Here is a 19370-nt window from a genome sequence, read left to right on the forward strand (position 1 = left end):
CGTGACCGCACCAGAAGGAGTTGAGATGGGTTCTGCCGGAGCACCGTTCGGCCGGATCGTCGTGGGAGTCGACGGCTCGGAGGCCTCCATCGAGGCGCTGCGCCAGGCGCAGCGCCTCGCCGTGCCGCTCGGCGCCAAGGTCGAGGCCCGGGCCTATTGGGATTACCCGCAGGCCTACTCCGGCTACATGCTGATGGGCATCGAGGGATTCGAAGAGCGGGCCGGCCAGATCCTCGATGAGGCGGTCAGCGCCGCCTATGGTGACGAAACGCCGTCGAACGTCGTGGCCAGCCTCGTCCGCGGACACCCCCGGGATTCACTGATCGAGGCCAGCCGCGACGCTGACCTGCTGGTGGTGGGCCGGCGCGGGCACGGCGGCTTCGGCGGCCTGCTCCTGGGCTCGGTCAGCTCGGCGCTGGTGGCCCATGCCCACTGCCCGGTACTGGTGGTGCACACGCCGGAGGCACCGGCGGAAACGCCGTGACGCCGGTGCGGAAGGGGACGGCGCGGAACGGGCCGGTGCGGAACTGGCCGGTGCGGAACTGGACCCGGTGCGGTAAAGACCAGGGGTCAGCGCCCGCCGTCGGCCCCTTCTGCCTGGGCCGGAACCACCAAAACCGGGCAGTGGGCATGGCTCACGCAGGCGGAACTCACCGAGCCCGGGACGAACCCGCCGTGCCCATGCCGGCCGACAATCAGAAGCGCAGCTTTCCTGCTGCCGTCAATCAGGAGGTGCGCTGCGCTGCCCCGCAGGAGCCGCCCGCGGATTTCCGGCGGCACCGCGGCCCCGAAGGCATCGGCGAGCGCCTGCTGGAGTGACTGCTTCGCCGCGAACTCGAATCCCTCAATGCCAACGGCCAGGTAGATTCCGAAACCGGCGGGTACATCCCAGCACGCCCATGCCTCCACAGCAGCGTCCAGCGGCCCCGCCAGGGCATGGGCAGTCCGGAGGGCCTGGATCGAGGCGCCCGATCCGTCCACGCCCACAATGATCCTGGGCTGGCGTTCGCCGGCTTCCATGGTGGGCTCCCTTCCGTTTGCCAGTGCACGTCTGTTCCAACCCTGCTGACGGAGCAGCCGGCCGGGTAGGGCCTTTGGTCACCGGGCGGCTGCAGCAATATCAGGCAATTTCCGACTTTGGTCCCTTACATCCGCGGACGGCGGGCGCAAGAATGGTACTTGCCCCTGCCGGGGGCTGCCCGCACAGCGCAGCGGGTGCAGGTGTGGTCCTTATGAAAATGGGAGCGTAACGTGCAAAGTCTTGAGTCTGGCTCGGGGGAAGCTGCAGATCCGCAGGAATCGCTTCGCGTCTTCATCCTCGACGACCACGAACTTGTCCGGCAGGGGTTGAAAGACCTGTTGGAAGGTGAAGGGTTCGTGGTGGTGGGCGAAAGCGGATCGGCTGCCGAGGCCACACGCCGGATCCCGGCGCTTCGGCCGGATATCTCCATCCTGGACGGGCGCCTGCCGGACGGCACCGGCATCGAGGTCTGCCGAGACGTCCGTTCGCTCGATCCGCGGCTGAACTGCCTGATCCTGACAAGTTACGACGACGAACAGGCCATCCGCGGAGCCGTCCTGGCCGGTGCTGCGGGCTACATCCTCAAACAGATCAGGAGCGATGACCTCCTGGCCGGTATCCGCAAGGCGGCCACCGGCGCCTCCCTGTTCGAGCCAGGGGTGCGGGAACGGATTGTCTCCGGACTGACCCGGACCCCGACGGACCCGAGGATGGAGGGGCTCAGCGCGCAGGAGAAGAAGGTGCTGGCGCTGGTGGGGCAGGGCCTGACGAACCGCCAGATCGGCGAAGAGCTGTTCCTGGCCGAGAAAACCGTCAAGAACTATGTCTCGTCCATCCTGGCCAAGCTCGGTTTCGAACGCAGGACACAGGCGGCCGTGTTCGTCACCAGGAACAGCCAGGAAGCGCACTGACGGGGCCGGGCACCGTCAGGTCAGTCCGACGCGCCACCGGACCCGGGTCCCCATGCCCGGTTCGCTGTCTATGCTGCAGCTGCCGCCCAGCATCTCCGCCCTGTGCCGCATGTTGGCGAGCCCGCTGGTCAGCGCCGGCTCTTCGAAGCCGCGGCCGTTGTCCGATATGACCAGCTCCACATCATCCGCGGACGCGGTCACCGCCACGCGGATGTCCGCAGCCCCGGAGTGCCGCGCGGCGTTGCTCAGGCCTTCGGACAGGACGGAGAGCAGGTGGCCGGCCACGTCCTCGCGGACGGTGTCGTCAACAGGGCCGCTGAAGGCTACGTTGGGCACGACGGCGTAACCCCGGGATGTTTCTTCGGCCACCTTGAGGATGCGGCCGGTCAGCGGTTCCTGGTTGCCGCCGGTCCGCAACGAATAGATGGTGTCGCGGAGCTTCCGGATGGTGTCATCCAGCTCCGTGGTGACGGCGGCGATCCGTTCATGGGCCACCGGATCCGGTGTGTAGCGGCGGAGGCTCTGGATGCTCAGGCCTGCGGCGAACAGGCGCTGGATGACCAGGTCGTGCAAGTCGCGGGCTATCCGTTCCCTGTCCGTGAACAGAAGGTTCTGTTCACGGAGGGCGTGGACCCGGGCGAGGTCGAGCGCCAGCCCGATCCGGCTGCCGAACAACGCGCTGGACTCCACCTCTGCCTGGGTGAACGGGCCCGAACCCGACTGTCGGGCAAGGATCAGCACGCCGTTGTCACTTCCGCTGTGGCCAAGCGCGCAGACCAGTACCGGACCGAGCTTTTCGACCACACCGTCGTCAAAGACCTGCTGGGGATCCCGCACCATCACGGACTTTCCCGTCCTGATGACGTCGTCGACGACGCCGGAAGCTTTGATCTCCCGGCCCGCCTGCAGGCTCTGGACGCCCAGCGAGGAACGGCAGCGCAGGGCACCGTCACCGGCCGGCACAGCGATCACGGCGAGGGCTGAATCCGAAACCCGCAATGCGGTCTCCGACACCAGGTCCAGGTTCTCTGCGTCCCCGGGCCTGGGCGTGACAATCAGCCGGCTGCTCAGTTCCATCCCGGCTTCCAGCCACTTCTGCCGGCGCCTGCTGTCATCGAAATGGCGCGCATTCTGGATCGCCACGCCGGCAGCAGCCGCCAACGCCACAGCCAGGTCCTCATCCTCCGGCGTGAAATCCAGCCCGCCGGTCTTTTCCGTGAGGTAGAGGTTGCCGAAGACGACGTCGCGCACCCGCACGGGGACGCCGAGGAAGGTCTTCATGGGGGGATGGTTCTGGGGGAACCCGGAAGCGATGGGGTGCTGGCCCAGGTCGTGGAGGCGCAGCGGCCGCGGCTCCCGGATCAGCAGTCCCAGCACGCCGTGCCCGGTGGGCAGGTCCCCGATGGACCTGATGCCCTGCTCATCGATCCCCACGGTGATGAAGTGGCTGAGGCTGCGGTCCTCACCAATGACCCCCAGGGCGCCGTAGCGCGCACCCACCAGTTCGCAGGCCGAGCGCACAAGCCTGTCGAGCACGGTTTCGAGGCTGAGGTCTTCGGCCAGGCCCACGACGGCGGACAGCAGGCCGTTCATCCTGTCCTGGGTCTGCAGCAGTTCGTCGGCGCGGGAGACAAAGTCGCGGAGGAGGTCTTCGGCGCGCTCCCGCATGGGCGAACGCCACGGCTCAGTACTCACGTCGGACCTCCTGTTGAAGCGGCCCGCGCCATTGCAGGCTTCCAGCAGCTGTGCAGCGTCCAGGGTGATGCATCCCCGGCGGACCCGCCTGCGCCTGGGCACGCAACAGAGGGCTTGGCACCATCCTAGGAGAGGATCAAGGGGCGGGGAATGCCCGCAGCCCGCATAATTCACGCACCGGGACCTTCTTCCCTACCCCGCCCGGATTCCCGGACCTAAGCTACGGCCATGGATACAGGTGCTGTGGAAGCGGAAGCGGAAATTCTGGGCGTTCATGACTGCTGGAAATACCTGCAGTCGACGCCGGTGTGCAGGATCGCCTTCCCGCACGGGGACACGGTCGAAATCCTTCCGGTCAACTTTGTTCCGAGCAACGGCACGGTGCTCATCCGCACCGGCGAGGGAACAACGCTGGATTCGCTGCCAGACGGCCAGGCCGTATCCCTGGAGGCCGACGGATTCAACCAGTACGGCACCATCGCCTGGAGCGTGGTGGTCAAAGGCCGCGCCGAGGCGGCGGACGACGCCGCGTCCCACCGGGAGGCCAGCGACGGCCGCCTGTCCCCCTGGCAAGCCGGGACCAAGGACCGACTGGTCCGCGTCACCCCCGCCGACGTCACCGGGAGGCGGTTCGTCATCGCTCCCCCGTCGAGCTGGGCTCCGCAGGAACCTGCCGGCGAACGCTGACTTTTCCGCTCACCCACACACATTCATCCCCACCCAGGCACCCCCAAGGAAGGTCAGCCATGGATACCACCAAGCCCATCGCCGTCGGCGTCACCGAGTCCGAAGCATCCCGGGCAGCCCTGGCATGGGCTGCGGCCCGCGCCACCCGGCTCCGTCTGCCGCTGGTGCTCCTGTCCGTCCTGGATGACCACTGGATGGCGGGCGAAGCGCTTGAGGCGCTCCCCTACATTGATGTGCTGCGCACCTCCGGGGAGGACCTGCTGAAGAACTCCGCCGACCGGATCCGCAGCCAGGAACCGGGCCTGGAGGTCTCGCACGAAATGCTGGAGGGCAGCATCGGCGCCTCCCTGGGCCGCTATTCCGGGAAAGCGGCGATGCTGGTTTTGGGCAGCAGCGGGCAATCCCGCGGTGCCATGACGGACCGGGCACTGCAGGCGGCGGCGGTCGCCGATTGCCCGGTGGCCGTCATCGGCCCGGGGAAAGCTGATGGCCGCGGCATCGTGGTTGGCGTCGACGGGTCCGAACAGGCCACCCAGGCCGTGGCTTTCGCAGCCTCCGAGGCCGATGCGCTGGGTGAGGAGCTCACGGTCCTCTACGCCTTCACGGGTCCCAACCGGTGGATCAGGGCGGGGCTTCCGTCCGGCAGTTTCGCCCTGCACGTCATTGAGGAGGAGCAGGTGGTCCTCTCCGAGACTGTTGCCGGACTGCGCCAGGACTACCCCGGCCTGGCGGTGCACGATGTCCTCGAGACCGCCCTGGAACCCGCCGACGCGCTGCTCCGTGCCGGTGCCACAGCGAGGCTGCTGGTGCTGGGCAGCCGTGGCCGCGGCAGCTTCAGCAGGCTCCTGTTGGGGTCCACCGCCCACGCCGTCCTGGCCCAGCCGCCATGCCCCACCGTCATCACCAGGCTGAAGAAGCTGGCCTGAGCTCGGCCGGGGTTGCGGAACGGACCGCCAGGGGCGAAACGAACAGCGTCCCCGCCGCCACCAGCCGCAGCCTGTGGGAGATCGTCCGGGCAAATGTTTTCACCCTGTTCAATGGCATCGTGGCAGGCAGCTTCGTCCTGCTGTTCGTGCTTGGCCAGTGGCGGGATGCGCTCTTTGGCTTTTCCGCCCTGGGCAACGCCGTCATCGGCATCGTCCAGGAGTACCGGGCCAAGAAATCCCTTGACCACCTGGCAATCCTCCAGGCCGCCCGCAGCAGGGTCATACGGGATGGGGTCCCGCAGTGGATCCCGGCAGAAGACCTGGTCCCCGACGACGTCGTCCTGCTCAGCGCCGGAGACCAGGTTTCGGCGGACCTGCGGCTCCTCGACGACGGTTTCATCGAGGCGGACGAGTCGCTCCTGACCGGCGAATCGGAGCCGGTACCCAAATCCGCCGGAGCGGACCTGCTGTCCGGGTCGCTGATCCTCGCCGGCAGCGCGCGGGCGGTGGTAACCAGGGTTGGGGCAGGGACGTTCGCCGCGCGGCTCGCCGCCGAAGCGAAACGCTTCTCGCTCGTCACTTCCGAGATCCGGGCCGGCCTGGACAGGGTCCTCAAGGTCATCACCTGGCTGCTGCTCCCGACGGCGGCACTCGTCGCGAACGCACAGATCCAGGATGCGGGCGGCTGGGCCGGGGCCTTCAGTTCCGGCCGCTGGGTAACGGCTGCGGTGGGCGTGGTGGCGAGCCTGATTGCCATGATTCCCCTCGGCCTGGTCCTGCTGACCAGCATCGCCTTCGCGGCGGGCGGATTGCGGCTCTCCCGGCAGATGGTCCTGGTCCAGGAACTGGCAGCCGTGGAGATACTGGCCCGGGTTGATGTCCTGTGCCTGGACAAGACCGGAACCTTGTCCACGGGTGCCATCGCTTTTGACGCGCTCCACGATGCCGGGATGCCACCAGCCGAGGGATGGAAGGATGCGCTGGCGTGGTTTGGAGCCAGGCCCGAAGCCAGCACCACGGCAGCGGCCATCGGGGCCGCCTTCCCCGGGGACGGACTGCTGGCCGAATCCTCGTCCGTGCCATTCGACTCAACCAGGAAATGGAGTTCGGTCACCTTTCCCTCCGCGGGCGGTGCCGGAGGCAGCTGGGTGCTGGGGGCTCCCAGTGCCGTCCTGGGAGCATCAGCCCTGCTGGGTGAGGCGCACCGGAGGGCCAATGCCCTGGCCGCCACGGGGCTGCGGACACTCGCACTGGCGCACGTGCCCGGTTCCCTGCCACCGGGCGCGGCAGAGGGTGGTGGCCTCCCTGACACCCTTGAACCGGAATTGCTGCTGACCTTCCGCGAAGACATCCGGAAGGATGCGGCGGCCACGCTCGACTACTTCCGGGGCCAGGGAGTCACCCTCAAGATCATCTCCGGCGACGACCCCCGCACAGTGGCCGTCCTGGCCCGCACCATGGGAATGGGTGGTACCGGAGCCTGCGATGCCCGCACCCTTCCCACAAACCCTGCCCTCCTGGAGCAGGCCATGGAGGACTACGACGTCTTTGGCAGCGTCACCCCGGCGCAGAAGCGCGACATGGTGCAGGCACTGCAGCGGCGCGGCCACACTGTGGCGATGACCGGGGACGGCGTCAACGACGTCCTTGCGCTCAAGGAGGCCGATCTGGGGATCGCCATGGACACGGCATCGCCGGCGACGAAGGCAGTGGCCCGGCTGGTGCTCCTGGACGGCCGCTTCGACAGATTGCCGGCGGTTGTTGCAGAGGGACGGCGGGCCATCAGCAACGTGGGGCGGGTCTCCGTGGTCTTCCTCAGCAAGGCGGTCTACATCACCGCCATCTCCCTCGTCTTCGCGCTGCTCCTGTGGCCGTTCCCGTTCCTGCCGCGGCAGCTGTCCATCCTCGATGGCCTGACCATCGGGCTCCCCGGGTTCTTCCTGGCCTTGCAGCCCGGCGGAGAGCGGTACACGCCGGGCTTTCTGAGACGGTCCCTGTCTTTTTCGCTGCCCGCAGGACTGTGCGCAGCCCTGTGCGTGGCCGGAGTCAGCGGGTACGCGGGCACCATCGGCCTGGCGGGAACAGCTGCCGGCCAGTCTGCTGCCATCATCACCCTTGCCCTGCTGGCATCGTGGATCCTGGTCACGGCGTCGCGCCCGCTCACCTGGACGAAGGGATTGATCCTTGCGGGTATGTACGCCGGCCTTTTCGTGCTGTTCACCGTACCTCCGGCCACCGAATTCCTCCGGCTTCAGTGGCCGCCACCGGACCTTCTGGCAGTATCGGCCGCCACCGGCATGGCAGGCAGCGCGGCGGTCCAGGCGTTCGCGGCACTGCAGCGGAGGTGCCCGCCGCGCCAGGCGCCCAGAGCAAGGGAGTCTTCGTAACCGGCGTTCAGCCGAACAGGACAGCTGCCTCCAGGTACCGTTCCTCGGGTACCAGCTTCAGTGTTCCGAGGGCCTCCTCCAGCCCCACGGGCACAATGTCTGTGCCCCGCAGGGCCACCATGGTCCCCCACCTGCCGTTGGCCGCAGCGTCCACGGCGGCGATGCCCAGCCTGGTGGCGAGCACCCTGTCGTAGGCAGTCGGCTCGCCGCCGCGCTGGATGTGTCCGAGGACGGTGGCCCGGGTCTCGAGGCCGGTCATGAGCTGCAGTTCCTCTTCAAGCAGGCGCCCGATACCTCCGAGCCGGGGCCGGCCGAACGTGTCCAGGCCACGGGGAGCGTACGGTGCCGCCTGTCCGGTGGGGGTGAACGCCTCGGCTACAACCACCAACGGTGCCCGCCCGCGGCCGTGGGCGGACATAACCCAGGCGGCAACCTGGTCCAGCGTCACGGGATGTTCCGGGATCAGGATGGCATGGGCGCCGGCGGCCATGCCGGCGTGCAAGGCAATCCATCCGGCGTTGCGTCCCATCACCTCCGCCACCATGCACCGGTGGTGCGATTCCCCGGTGGTCCGCAGCCTGTCGATGGCTTCCGTTGCCGTCTGGACCGCCGAGTCGAAGCCGAAGGTGTAATCAGTGGCGCCGAGATCGTTGTCGATGGTTTTGGGGACGCCAATGACCTGCAGTCCCTGGCTGCACAGTTCCCTGGCGGCGGCCAGGGTTCCCTCGCCGCCGATGGCAATGAGCCCGTCCAGGCCGTTGCGCCGGAACCCTGCCCGGACACGGTCCACCCCACCGTGGCTAAGCGGGTTGGTCCGGGACGTTCCGAGGATTGTGCCGCCCCGGCGCGAGATGCCGCGGACGCTGTGCCGGGGCAGGGGCACTACGTCCTGTTCCAGGAGTCCCCGCCAGCCGTCCCTGAACCCCATGAACCCGCAGCCGTGGACGATTTCTCCGGCGAGCACAGCCCCGCGGATCACGGCATTCACGCCCGGACAGTCGCCTCCACTGGTGAGGATGCCGAGGCGCCTCATGGCACGGCCGGATCCGCGGCGGCCGCCAGCCGGAAGTTGCCGGCCTGGCCCGGCATCAGGGTTGTATCCCTGCCGTTGACCCGCACGCCGATGGGCTCGGCGTCCCCGGGTGCCGACACCACATGAAGGTGCCCGCCCCTGAGCCTGATGTTCAGGTGGTGCCCCCGGTACCGGATGTTGAAGGCGACGCTCCGGAGTCCCGTGGGCATACTGGGTGCGAAAACGATGGTCTCCCCGCTGAGCCTCAGCCCGGCGAAGCTGCGCTGGATGACGTCCACTGTCCCGGCCATCGCGCCCAGGTGGATTCCCGCCCTGGTGGTGCCGTGCTGGGTGTCGTCCAGGTCGGCGTCGAGCGCTTCACGGAAGCTGTCCCACGCCCTGTCAGCGTCGAGTGCGGCGAGGACTGAGGCATGCGCCACCCGGCTCAGGGTGGAGCCGTGGGCTGTGCGGCCAAGGTAGTACTCGATGGTCAGGTTCAGCTGCTCCGCGGTGAACGTGTAGCCCAGCTCGGCCAGGAGTCCGGTCAGTCCTTCCTGGCCCAGGAGGTAGGGAAGCATCAGGACATCGGCCTGCTTGGCGAGCTTGTACCGGTTGGTGTCATCGCCCTCGGCCTCCAGGATGAGGTCCAGCCGCTCGATGCTGTCATAGGTTTCCCGGTAGCGGTCCCAGTCCAGCTCGCTGAGCTGCGCGTAGCCGGCGAACTGGCTGATGACGCCGTCGGCATGGAACGGCACGAAGAACGCCCGGCCCACGTGCTCCCAGCCGGCGGCCTCGTCGGCGCTGATGCCCAGCCTCGCAGCCAGCTCAGCCCGTTCTTCGCCCTGGAAGATGGCAGCGATGTCCGCCGCCCGCAGGCAGGCCCAGGCAGCCATCACGTTGGTATAGGCGTTGTCGTCCAGCCCCGGCTCAGGGTTTCCGGGATACCGGGTGTGGTATTCGTCAGGCCCCACCACGCCCCTGAGGTGGTAGCGGGAGGTGTCCTGGCTGAACTCCGCACGGGAGGCGAAGAACCGGGCAACGTCGATGACCAGTTCGGCGCCCCGCCTGAGCAGCCATGGCTTGTCGTTGGTGGCCTGGTAGTACTGCCAGGCGTTGAAGGCCACTGCCAGTCCGGCGTGCAGCTGCAGGTGCGAGTAGTCACGGACCCACCGGCCCGAGCGGTCGTTGTAGAGCCAGGTGGGCGTCTCCTCGGTCCCGTCGCTTCCGCTCTGCCAGGGAAACATTGCCCCGAAGCAGCCCGCCAGTGCGGCGGCATGCCGTGCGGCGGGCAGCCGGCGCCACCGGTAGTCGATCAGGGCGCGTGCCACGTCGGGCGTGCGCAGCGTTACCAGTGGCAGCACGAACAACTCATCCCAGAAAACGTGGCCGCGGTACCCCTCGCCGTGGAGCCCGCGGGCAGTGACGCCGGCATCCAGTTCAGCCGTGTGGCGGGTCAGGGTTTGCAGGACATGGAAGATATGGAGGTTCAGGACCAGCCGCACCTGCCCTGGCGCGTCCATCTCCACCAGGTAGGGCGCCAACTCCCGGCGCCAGGCGTCGAGGTGGGCGGCCAGCAGCGCACCGGGGTCATCGCCAGCGCGCCGCAGCACCCACCGCGCTGCGGAGGCCGGGGACGAGATGGCGCGGTCCCGGGAGGTCACCACGGCCACAACCTTGGTGACTGTTGACGGATTCCCGTCCGCGAGCGCCATCCGGAAGGACCGGTAGTGGAACGCCCCGTCCCGGCCTTCGGCAGCCCCAGGCGCGATGCCGGCTCCCAGGGTGCGGAAGGCCACGGCGATCCGCACCAGGCTTTGCGTCGTTTCGGCCTCGACGACGGAGATGCCGTCGTCCGGGAGGTCACCGGGTACGTCCCCGGGGGCTGTGCGCTCGCCGGTGCGGTCCGCCAGGTGGACCCCGGGACCGGCCGCCGGGCCGGGAATGTTGGCGTTCCGGACCCCGGCGTTCACTCCGCTGCGTACCTCCACCGTGCCGCTCCAGCCCAGCGGCGTCACCTGCATGTCCAGCACCAGCAGATGCGGCTCGGCCATGGACGCGAAGCGGGCCTGGACCACCTCCAACCGTTTACCGTCGGCAGTTTCGAGCAGCAGGCGCCGCTCCAGCACCGCCCTGCGCAGATCCAGCGAGCGCCGCTCAAGCAGGAGGGTCATTCCCCCGGCGGACCACCACCGGCCGCCTTCCAGCCTCAGGTCGAGGGGAAGGCAGTCCGGAGCGTTGACCAGGTGCTCCTCTACTACCGTCTCTCCGCCTGCTTCCGCTTCGGCCCTGTTGTACACGCCGGCAAGGTACATGCCGGCGTAGCTGGCCGGGCCGCCTTCTGCGGCTGCACCCCGGACTGCGAGGTAGCCGTTGCCCAGTGTGGTGAGCGCTTCCCGGTGCCCTTCGTGGTCGGCGTCGAATCCTTCGAAGACCAGGTGCCAGGGATCGCCCAGCACCAGTCCCAGGTCCAGTTCCCCCACGTCGTTCAGGACCGCACCGGCACCTGCAGCTTCAAGACCCCGCCGGGTGCCGCTGCGGTCAATGCCCACCACCAGGCCGAATCCGCCCCGCCGCGCGGCCTGGACGCCGGCCACCGAGTCCTCGATGACCACGGCGTGGGACGGTGGAACGCCCAGCCGAAATGCGGCGGCCAGGAAGACGTCGGGGGCGGGTTTGCCCCGCAGCCCAAGCTTGGCCGCGGCTGTTCCGTCCAGGATGACGCTGAAGAGGTCCGCGATGCCGGCTGCATCCAGGACGAAGGACGCGTTGCGGCTGGACGTCACCACGCCCGTGGGCACCCCGGCGTCCGCCAGCCGGCGCAAAAGCTGCATGGTGCCGGGGTAGCTTTGGACGCCGTCCCTGCGCAGGTGTTCGAGGAACAACCGGTTTTTCAGGGCCCCGAGTCCGTAGGCCGTCCAGGCGCCGGACTGGTCGTGGTCCGTTCCCCGGTCCACCGCTACTCCCCTGGCGGCCAGGAACTTCATGACGCCCTCTTCCCGGGGCAGTCCGTCGATGTACGTCCGGTAATCAGCTTTGGACATCGGCGTGCGGTCTGCCGTTGCCGGGATGCGCGGGTCCTGGAAGATGCGGTCGAATGCCTCTTTCCAGGCGGTCTGGTGGAGCAGTGCGGTGTTGGTGATGACTCCGTCGAGGTCGAAGATGACCGCGTCAAACGGCGGCCTGGCGGCAGCTGCGGTGGGAGAGCCGGTCATAGGACAGTGCTATCAGCAGTGGGTCCGTGGCAGACAGTGCCGTTAGGCCCGTCGGCCCAGCCGCTGCTCGGCGGCGGCAATGACGGGCAGGGTTCGGAGGTAGGTGTCCGGGTTCAGGGACAACGAATCGATGCCCTGGCCCACCAGGAATTCGGCGAGCTCCGGGTGGTTGCTTGGACCTTGGCCGCAGATGCCGATCCTGATACCGGCCGTGTGGGCTTTCGAGATGGCCTCGGCGATCATGGCGCTGACGGCAGGATCGCGTTCGTCGAAGAGCCCCGCCAGCTGTTCGGAATCCCGGTCCACCCCCAGGACCAGCTGGGTGAGGTCGTTGGAGCCAATGGAGAACCCGTCGAACCGCTGGGCGAACTGCCCCGCCAGGATCACGTTCGAGGGGATTTCGCACATCATGTACAGCTGCAGGCCGGCCTCCCCGCGGACCAGGCCGTGGCCGGCCATGGCCTCGATCACCTGGTCGGCTTCGTGGACGGTGCGGCAGAAGGGGACCATGACGACGACGTTGGCGAAGCCAATCTGTTCCCGCACCCTTTTGAGGGCGCGGCACTCGAGGGCGAACCCTTCGCGGTAGTCCTCGCTGTAGTAGCGGGAGGCGCCGCGGAACCCGAGCATGGGGTTTTCCTCGGGATGTTCGAAGGACCCGCCGCCGATCAGGTGGCTGTACTCGTTGGACTTGAAATCGCTGAGCCTGACGATGACGGGCTTGGGGTAGAACGGCGCGGCAATCTTGGCGATGCCGGTGGCCAGCGTGTCAACGAAGTATTCCTGGGGGTCGTCGTAGCCGCGGGTGAGCTTGCGGATCAGTGCGGCCTCGTCGTCAGCCACCCGCTCGGGATGGACCAGGGCCATGGGGTGGATCCGGATGAGGTTGCTGATGATGAACTCCATCCGGGCAAGGCCTACACCGGCAGCGGGAAGCCGCCACCATTTGAAAGCTGCGGCGGGGCTGCCGATATTGACCATCACATCGGTCCGGGTGGCTGGCAGCCGGTCCATGTCCACGTCCTCCACCGTGTACTCCAACAGCCCCTCGTAGACGCGGCCTTCTTCCCCCTCGGCGCAGGACAGGGTGATGGGGGCGCCGTGGGGCAGGGTGTCCGTTGCGTTGCCGGTTCCGACGACGGCCGGTACGCCCAGTTCACGGCTGACGATGGCTGCGTGGCTGGTAGGTCCGCCATGGTCCGTGACGATGCCGGCGGCACGCTTCATGACGGGAACCCAGTCCGGGTCGGTCATCCGGGTGACCAGGACGGATCCGTCGGTGAATGATTCGATGTCCTTCGCGTCCCGGATGACGCATACGTTGCCCTTGGCGATGCTGTCCCCCACGGCTGCCCCTGTGGCGAGGACCTGGCCCTGCTGCTGCAGGTGGTAGGTCCGGAACATGGAGCTGCTGCGGCGCGCCTGGACCGTTTCGGGCCGGGCCTGGACCATGAACAGTTCGCCGGTCAGTCCGTCCTTGGCCCATTCCATGTCCATGGGGCGCCCGTAGTGCTGCTCCACGGCGGTGGCCCACCGCGCCAGCAGGACGGCTTCGGCATCCGCCAGCACCAAGGCGGCGCGCTCGCGTTCGGTGGTGTCCACCATCCGGGTGAGTGCGCTGCCGCCATGGCTGTAGACCATCTTCCGCTCCTTGGCCCCGGTTTCCCGGGCGATGACCGGGATGAGGCGGCTGTCAGCGAGAAGCGGCTTGAACACCTGGTACTTGTCCGGGTTGATGGTTCCCTGCACCACCGTTTCCCCCAGCCCCCAGGCTGCGCTGATGAGCACCGCCTGGGGAAAGCCCGATTCGGTGTCGATGGAGAACATGACCCCTGAGGCCCCGACGTCGGAACGGACCATGCGTTGGATCCCTACCGACAATGCGACATCGAGGTGTCCGTATCCTTTGATGTCCCGGTAACTGATGGCGCGGTCAGTGAACAGCGAGGCATAGCAGCGCCGGCAGGCGTCGAGGACGGCCCGTTCCCCGGAGACATTGAGGAAGGTCTCCTGCTGACCGGCGAAACTGGCATCCGGCAGGTCTTCGGCTGTGGCACTGCTGCGGACCGCCACCGGCACCTGCGCCAAGCCGGCCCGCTGTGAAAGGTCCCGGTAGTGTTCACGGATTTCTTCGGCGATACCGTCCGGGAAGCCGGCGGCCAGGAACAATTCCCTGATGGCGGCACCGGCCTGCCGGAGTGTGGCCCGGCCCTCCTGGTATTGCGCGATGCAGTCCCTGATCCGGGGTTCCAGGCCGTTGTGTTCCAGGAAGGCCCGGTAGGCGTCAGCGGTGGTGGCGAACCCTTCGGGTACCTTGACCCCTGCTGATTGCAGCGACCGGCTCAGCTCACCGAGGGAGGCGTTCTTGCCGCCCACGGAAGCGATGTCCCCTATCCCGGTGTCGCTGAACCATTTGATGTGGACACGGGTGGCGGAGGTGGCGGAAGGAGCAGTCATGCCTTGATTCTGGGCTTGGTCCGGCACCCCGGGGCAGGGTCTTAGGTCCCCGGCGTCACCGCCGGACCCAGCGGGCCTTGGCGCCCTTGTATATCCAGTCTGCCGCCAGGACGGCCGGTATCGCCACGGCCGCGGCCAGCAGGCCGGCCGGCGGGGGCGGGGCCTGTCCCAGCAGGCCCGCGGCAGGCGGAATGAACAGGCATGCTGCCAGGACCGCCAGCTCGGCCACCACGGCCCACAGCAGCAACCTGTTGGTGCCCCAGCCAAGCTGCCAGGGCAGCACCGTGGCGCTCCGGCAGGCAAAGGCGTTGGCCAGCTGTCCAAGGACCACCGCAGTGAAGGCCGTGCCCGACGCCGCCAGGAGCAGCCCGGATTCGGGAAGACCACCGCGGGTCCAGCCGCCGGCAAACAGCACAGCGGAGAAGGCGGCCATTTCGACGGCGGCCTCGACGGGTCCCAGCACGCAAAACACGCGCACCATGAGTTGCCGGTCCATCAGATGCCGCCGGTCCGGCGGCCGGGACAGGACACGCTTGCCCGGAGCTTCGGCACCCAGCGCCAGGGCCGGCAGCAGGTCCGTGCCGATGTCCAGCGCCAGGATCTGCAGCACCCCGAGCGCCAGCGGGAATTGGCCGCCCGAAAGCGCCCACACGACGAAGGGCGTCAGCTCTGCGACGTTGTCGGTCAGGTGGTAGGTCAGGAACCGGTGGATGTTGGCGTAGGTTGCCCGGCCCTGTTCGATGGCCGCCACGATGGTGGCAAAGTGGTCGTCGAGCAACACCAGGTCCGCGGCTTCCCGGGCCACATCGGTTCCGGCCAGGCCCATGGCAACGCCGATGTCCGCTTCCCGCAATGCCGGTCCATCGTTCACGCCGTCGCCCGTCATCGCCACCACATGGCCGCGTGACTGCAGCGCCTTGGCAACCCGGAGCTTCTGCTCGGGCGACACCCTGCTGACCACGATGCCGTCCCGGTCCAGCAGAGCACCCAGCATCTGCTCGTCCTCCGGCAGGCCAGAGCCTTCCACCACCATCTCCGGCGTTCCGGCCAGGCCGATTTCGCGGGCGATCGCCGCCGCCGTGGCCGGATGATCACCGGTGATCATGGCCAGCTTGAGCCCGGCACGGCGGGCTGTGCTGATGACATCGCCCACGCCGGGCCGTGGCGGATCGTGCAGGCCGATCAGGCCCAGCAGCTCCATGCCGCATTCCAGTTCTTCCGGGGGCATGGACATCCTGTCGCCCGCCATCCCCGCCAGGTTCCGCCGTGCCACCGCAATCACCCGCAGGCCACCGGACGCCATCACCTCCACCTCGCCGGCGGTGCGTGCGGTGACGCCCGCGCACAACGGCAGTACCGCTTCCGGCGCGCCCTTACAGAACAGGTCCGTGCCCACCATGGCCGACTCCCGGCGTCGTACGGGGTCAAACGCCAGCCGTCGCGCAGGCGGCGTCCCGGAAACCGGGCCGCCCGCGAGACGCTGCGCCAGCGCATCGATCGCCGCCTCCATCGGGTCGCCCGAAGCCTGCCACTCGCCGTTGCGCAGTACCGCCCGGCCCTGCGAGGCTGCCCGGGCGGCGAGCGCCGCCTCCGCGGCCGCCTCCTGCCCGTCACCCTGCACGGATCCGGCAGGGTCGTATCCCTCCCCCGCTACCTGGATGGTTCCGGCGGGCGTGTGGACCTGGACGGCGTTCATCCGGTTCTGGGTGAGGGTCCCCGTCTTGTCGGTGCAGATGAAGGTGGTGGACCCCAGCGTTTCAACGGCCTCCAGGTTGCGCACCAGTGCGTTTTTGGCGGCCATCCGCTGGGCGCCCATCGCCAGGGACAGGGTGACTGTGGGCAGCAGGCCTTCCGGGACGAGTGCGACAGCCACTCCGATGGCGAACAGGAAGGAGTCGCGCCAGGCGATTCCCGCCACCAGGGAGACCAGGAAGAACAGGCAGGCGATGCCCAGGGCCACAATCACCACCAGCCGCACGATCCTGCGCAGCTCGAGGGACAACGGCGTGGGCGGCGGCACGGCAGCGCTGGTCAGTGCGGCGATCCCGGCCAGGCGCGTGGCGGCGCCGGTGGCGGTAACGGTGGCTTCGGCGTCGCCGTTGACCAGGAACGTGCCGCCCCAGGCGGCGTCACCGCCGGATTTGGGGACGGGCACGCTTTCGCCGGTCAGCATGGATTCATCAACGGCACAGGCCGCGGCCGTGAGCAGGATGACGTCGGCGGGGATCCGGTCGCCGGCGGTCAGGAGCACCGCGTCATCTGTGACCAGGTCACTGGCATGGACGGTCCGGACCTGTCCGTCCCGCCGGACGCGGACGTCGGCGGGCAGCAGCCCGCGGAGCCTGGCGGCGGCGTGCTGGGCGCGTTCCTGCTGGATGTGCGCGAAGACGCCGTTGACGATCACGACGACGATGATCGCCACCCCCAGTTGCGGCATGTCGGCAACGAAGGCCAGGGCGGCAGCCACCCAGAGCATGAGGGCGAAGAAGTGGGTCAGCTCCGCCCAGAGCTTGCGCCACTGCGGGACGGGCTTCTCACCCGGCAGGACGTTGGGTCCGGCACGTTTGAGCAGTTCCGCTGCCCGCTCAGTCGTGAGGCCTGCAGCGGCCATCACACGCTGTCCGGCTCCTGCCCCACCAGGACCACCGGGCACGCGGACCGCGCGGCGCAGGCCTTGCTGACCGAGCCCATGGACGTGCCGGGGAAGCCTCCTTCACCATGCCTGCCCACCACCAGCAGCTGGGCCCGCTTGCTCTCTTCCACCAGGACTTTGCCCGGCGCGCCGAACCTGACCGTCACGTCGATAGCCGTGGGCCGGTCGCCGGTGAATGCCCTGCCGAGGGCGTCCTCCACCAGGCGCCTGGCGGTCTCCTCCAGCCCGGCCGTCAGCGGGTGCTCGCTGCTCTCAAGGCTGGATACCACCAGGTAATCGGGCATGCCGATGCAGGTGATGACCTCCAGCCTGGCGCCGAACCGGGCGGCGAGGGTTCCGGCGTACCGCAGGGCAGCCGAGGAGAATTCGGATCCGTCAACACCCACGATGACGGGCCGGGAAGCTGGTTCTTCGTTCATATCCACTACCTTCGCTACGACGGCGGGCGGCCCGGAAGTGCCAAAGGTCATGCCGGTGCGGCCGGCCGGACGGTGGCTCCGTTCAGGGCCCGCAGCCCGTTCAGGATGGTGGCCAGGTCCACGAGTTCCTGGAGGAGGGCGCCGGTGACGGCGGGAATGTAGCCGGTCATGGCCACGGCCATCAGCCCGACGCTTAGTCCGATGCCTGTCCAGATGCTGACGAGGGCCACCGACATGGTGCGTTGCCCGATTGCCACCGCCAAGGCAACCCTGGACAGGTCATCCAGCATCACCACCACGTCCGCGGATTCGCTGGCAGCTGTAGCGCCCTTGGCGCCCATGGCGATGCCAACGTCCGCTGCCGCGAGCACCGGCGCGTCGTTGACGCCGTCGCCCACCATGAGCACGGGCCGCTCACGGACGGCCGCCACGGCCTGGACCTTGTCCTCCGGCAGGCAGTCCGCCTGCACCCTGGTGATCCCGGCTTCCCTGGCGATGTGTGCGGCGGTGGCGCCGGCGTCGCCGGTCAGCAGCACGGTGTGCCGGACCCCCAGCCGCTGTAGCTGGTCTAGGGTTCCCACCGCGTTGGCCCGCAACGGGTCTTTCATGATCAGCGCTCCGGCGTAGGTCCCGTTGATGGCCACGTGCACCGCCAGCTGGCCGCTTCGGATCGACGCATCGCGGAACCCGGCCGCGGTTTTCACCAGGCCGGCCTTGCCCACCACCACGGTGTCGTCCCCGCAGACGGCCTGCACACCGTGGGTGGCATGCTCGGTGGCTTCCGTCACCGGCAGGAGCTCCAGGTTGCGCTGGGCGGCCGCCTCGATGACTGAGGCCGCCAGGACGTGGGAGGAATACTGTTCGGCGGAGGCAGCCAGCTGCAGGATACGCGCAGGATCAAAGGCCGGCCCGGCGCCGGGCCCCGCGGCAGGTGCCGCCTGCACCGTATCCAGGACGGGACGTCCCGAAGTCAGGGTTCCGGTCTTGTCGAAGACCGCCGTCCGGGCGCGGGCAAGCTGTTCCAGCGTGCCGGTGTTCTTGATGATGATGCCTTTGTGGGCCGCCTGGCTGGTGCCGGCGAGGAATGCCACGGGCGCGGCGATCAGGAGCGGGCACGGCGTGGCCACCACCAGGACCTGGGCAAACCGGACGGGGTCTGCCGAAAGGAACCAGGCCGTGGCGGCCATGGCCACCGCGAGCGCGGTGAAGGGAACGGCGTACCGGTCCGCGAGGCGCACCACCGGCGCCCGGCTGGAGGAAGCCTCCTCCACCAGGGCGATGATGCGGCTGTACTGTGAGTCGGCCGCCGTGGCCGCCGCCCGAACCCTGATGGCTGCCTCGCCGTTGACGGATCCGCTGAGCAGGAGATCCCCCCGGACCCTTTCCACGGGCAGGCTCTCGCCGGTCAGGGACGATTCGTCCATGCTGGCCGCCCCGGACAGGAGCTCGCCGTCCACCGGGACCAGCTCGGAGGGGCGCACCACCAGGATGTCGCCCGGCAGCACCTCGCCGATGGGCGTGTCCTCCAGTACCGATCCGTTGGCTTCGCGGTGGGCGTAGCGGGGAGCCCTGTCCAACAGGGACCGCAGTTCGCGGACGGCACGGCCCTGGGCGAAGGTTTCCAGCGCCTCGCCGCCGGCAAGCATGAGGATGACCACCAGGGCGGCCAGGTACTCGCCCACGGCCACCGTGCTCGCGATGGCCATGAGCGCCAGCACGTCGATCCCCCAGCGGCCCTCCCGGAGGGACCGGACCATCACCACCGCGCGGAACACGGCCACGAGCGCTGCATAGGCGGACGCACCCAGCCGGGCAGGCTCTTCCCACCCGGCGAGCAGCAGCCCCAGGGTGGCGGCGAGCACAAGGCAGGTCAGGAACACCAGGGGGTACAGGCGGACCTGCGCCCGCATCCTGGCCGGCAGCGGATCGCCCGGACCCGGGCTGGTGTCCGCCGTCCCGGGCCCTGCGATCATGCCCGGCGGGGACGGCT

The 19370-nt window shown here is 68.6% G+C and carries 13 protein-coding genes; 5 read left to right on the plus strand and 8 right to left on the minus strand.

Going from position 1 to position 19370, the window contains the following annotated elements:
* The first annotated feature begins 25 nt into the window (after nt 1–25).
* Nucleotides 26–484 carry a universal stress protein gene (locus BLT71_RS12140; protein WP_091720599.1) on the plus strand — a complete coding sequence of 153 codons (459 nt, stop codon included), beginning with the start codon at nt 26–28 and terminating at the stop codon, nt 482–484.
* 86 nt (nt 485–570) lie between these two features.
* On the opposite strand, the gene BLT71_RS12145 is transcribed toward BLT71_RS12140, so the two are convergent.
* On the minus strand, nt 571–1020 hold the full coding sequence (locus BLT71_RS12145; protein WP_091720601.1) for a universal stress protein: 450 nt from the start codon (nt 1018–1020) through the stop codon (nt 571–573).
* 231 nt (nt 1021–1251) lie between these two features.
* Here BLT71_RS12145 and BLT71_RS12150 point away from each other — a divergent pair, with 231 nt between their 5' ends.
* Complete coding sequence (locus BLT71_RS12150) at nt 1252–1932, plus strand: response regulator (protein WP_091720604.1); 681 nt, start codon at nt 1252–1254, stop codon at nt 1930–1932.
* Between the two features lie 15 nt (nt 1933–1947).
* Here BLT71_RS12150 and BLT71_RS12155 read toward each other — a convergent pair whose 3' ends face one another.
* The gene (locus tag BLT71_RS12155; protein WP_091720607.1) at nt 1948–3600 is read right to left on the minus strand and encodes a GAF domain-containing sensor histidine kinase; all 1653 of its coding nucleotides are present in this window, start codon (nt 3598–3600) and stop codon (nt 1948–1950) included.
* A gap of 255 nt (nt 3601–3855) precedes the next feature.
* Here BLT71_RS12155 and BLT71_RS12160 point away from each other — a divergent pair, with 255 nt between their 5' ends.
* Genes BLT71_RS12160 through BLT71_RS12170 form a run of 3 tightly spaced genes read left to right on the plus strand, consistent with a single transcriptional unit; the run spans nt 3856 to nt 7627 of the window.
* Nucleotides 3856–4314 (plus strand): pyridoxamine 5'-phosphate oxidase family protein, encoded by a 459-nt coding sequence (locus BLT71_RS12160; RefSeq protein WP_091720609.1) that lies wholly within the window; start codon nt 3856–3858, stop codon nt 4312–4314.
* Nucleotides 4315–4373: 59 nt separating this feature from the next.
* A complete protein-coding gene (locus BLT71_RS12165) occupies nt 4374–5240 on the plus strand; it encodes a universal stress protein (RefSeq protein WP_091723989.1) in 867 nt (288 codons plus the stop codon).
* Nucleotides 5201–7627 carry an HAD-IC family P-type ATPase gene (locus BLT71_RS12170; RefSeq protein ID WP_091720612.1) on the plus strand — a complete coding sequence of 809 codons (2427 nt, stop codon included), beginning with the start codon at nt 5201–5203 and terminating at the stop codon, nt 7625–7627. The genes BLT71_RS12165 and BLT71_RS12170 overlap by 40 nt, the downstream gene beginning before the upstream one ends.
* 7 nt (nt 7628–7634) lie before the next feature.
* On the opposite strand, the gene BLT71_RS12175 is transcribed toward BLT71_RS12170, so the two are convergent.
* The 6 genes from BLT71_RS12175 to BLT71_RS12200 are packed head-to-tail and all read right to left on the minus strand — an operon-like array spanning nt 7635 to nt 19353.
* On the minus strand, nt 7635–8660 hold the full coding sequence (locus BLT71_RS12175) for an ATP-dependent 6-phosphofructokinase (protein WP_091720614.1): 1026 nt from the start codon (nt 8658–8660) through the stop codon (nt 7635–7637).
* The gene (locus BLT71_RS12180) at nt 8657–11851 is read right to left on the minus strand and encodes a beta-phosphoglucomutase family hydrolase (protein ID WP_091720617.1); all 3195 of its coding nucleotides are present in this window, start codon (nt 11849–11851) and stop codon (nt 8657–8659) included. Before BLT71_RS12180 ends, BLT71_RS12175 begins: the two co-directional genes overlap by 4 nt.
* Before the next feature lie 42 nt (nt 11852–11893).
* Complete coding sequence (gene ppsA, locus BLT71_RS12185; protein ID WP_091720618.1) at nt 11894–14308, minus strand: phosphoenolpyruvate synthase; 2415 nt, start codon at nt 14306–14308, stop codon at nt 11894–11896.
* 55 nt (nt 14309–14363) lie between these two features.
* Complete coding sequence (locus BLT71_RS12190; protein WP_091720621.1) at nt 14364–16919, minus strand: cation-translocating P-type ATPase; 2556 nt, start codon at nt 16917–16919, stop codon at nt 14364–14366.
* Nucleotides 16919–17380, minus strand: a complete 462-nt coding sequence (locus tag BLT71_RS12195) for a universal stress protein (RefSeq protein ID WP_172829965.1) — start codon at nt 17378–17380, stop codon at nt 16919–16921. The genes BLT71_RS12190 and BLT71_RS12195 overlap by 1 nt, the downstream gene beginning before the upstream one ends.
* Nucleotides 17381–17427: 47 nt before the next feature.
* The gene (locus tag BLT71_RS12200) at nt 17428–19353 is read right to left on the minus strand and encodes a heavy metal translocating P-type ATPase (RefSeq protein WP_390896679.1); all 1926 of its coding nucleotides are present in this window, start codon (nt 19351–19353) and stop codon (nt 17428–17430) included.
* Between the last annotated feature and the right edge of the window lie 17 nt (nt 19354–19370).

This window comes from Pseudarthrobacter equi, assembly GCF_900105535.1.
Taxonomy (GTDB): domain Bacteria; phylum Actinomycetota; class Actinomycetes; order Actinomycetales; family Micrococcaceae; genus Arthrobacter; species Arthrobacter equi.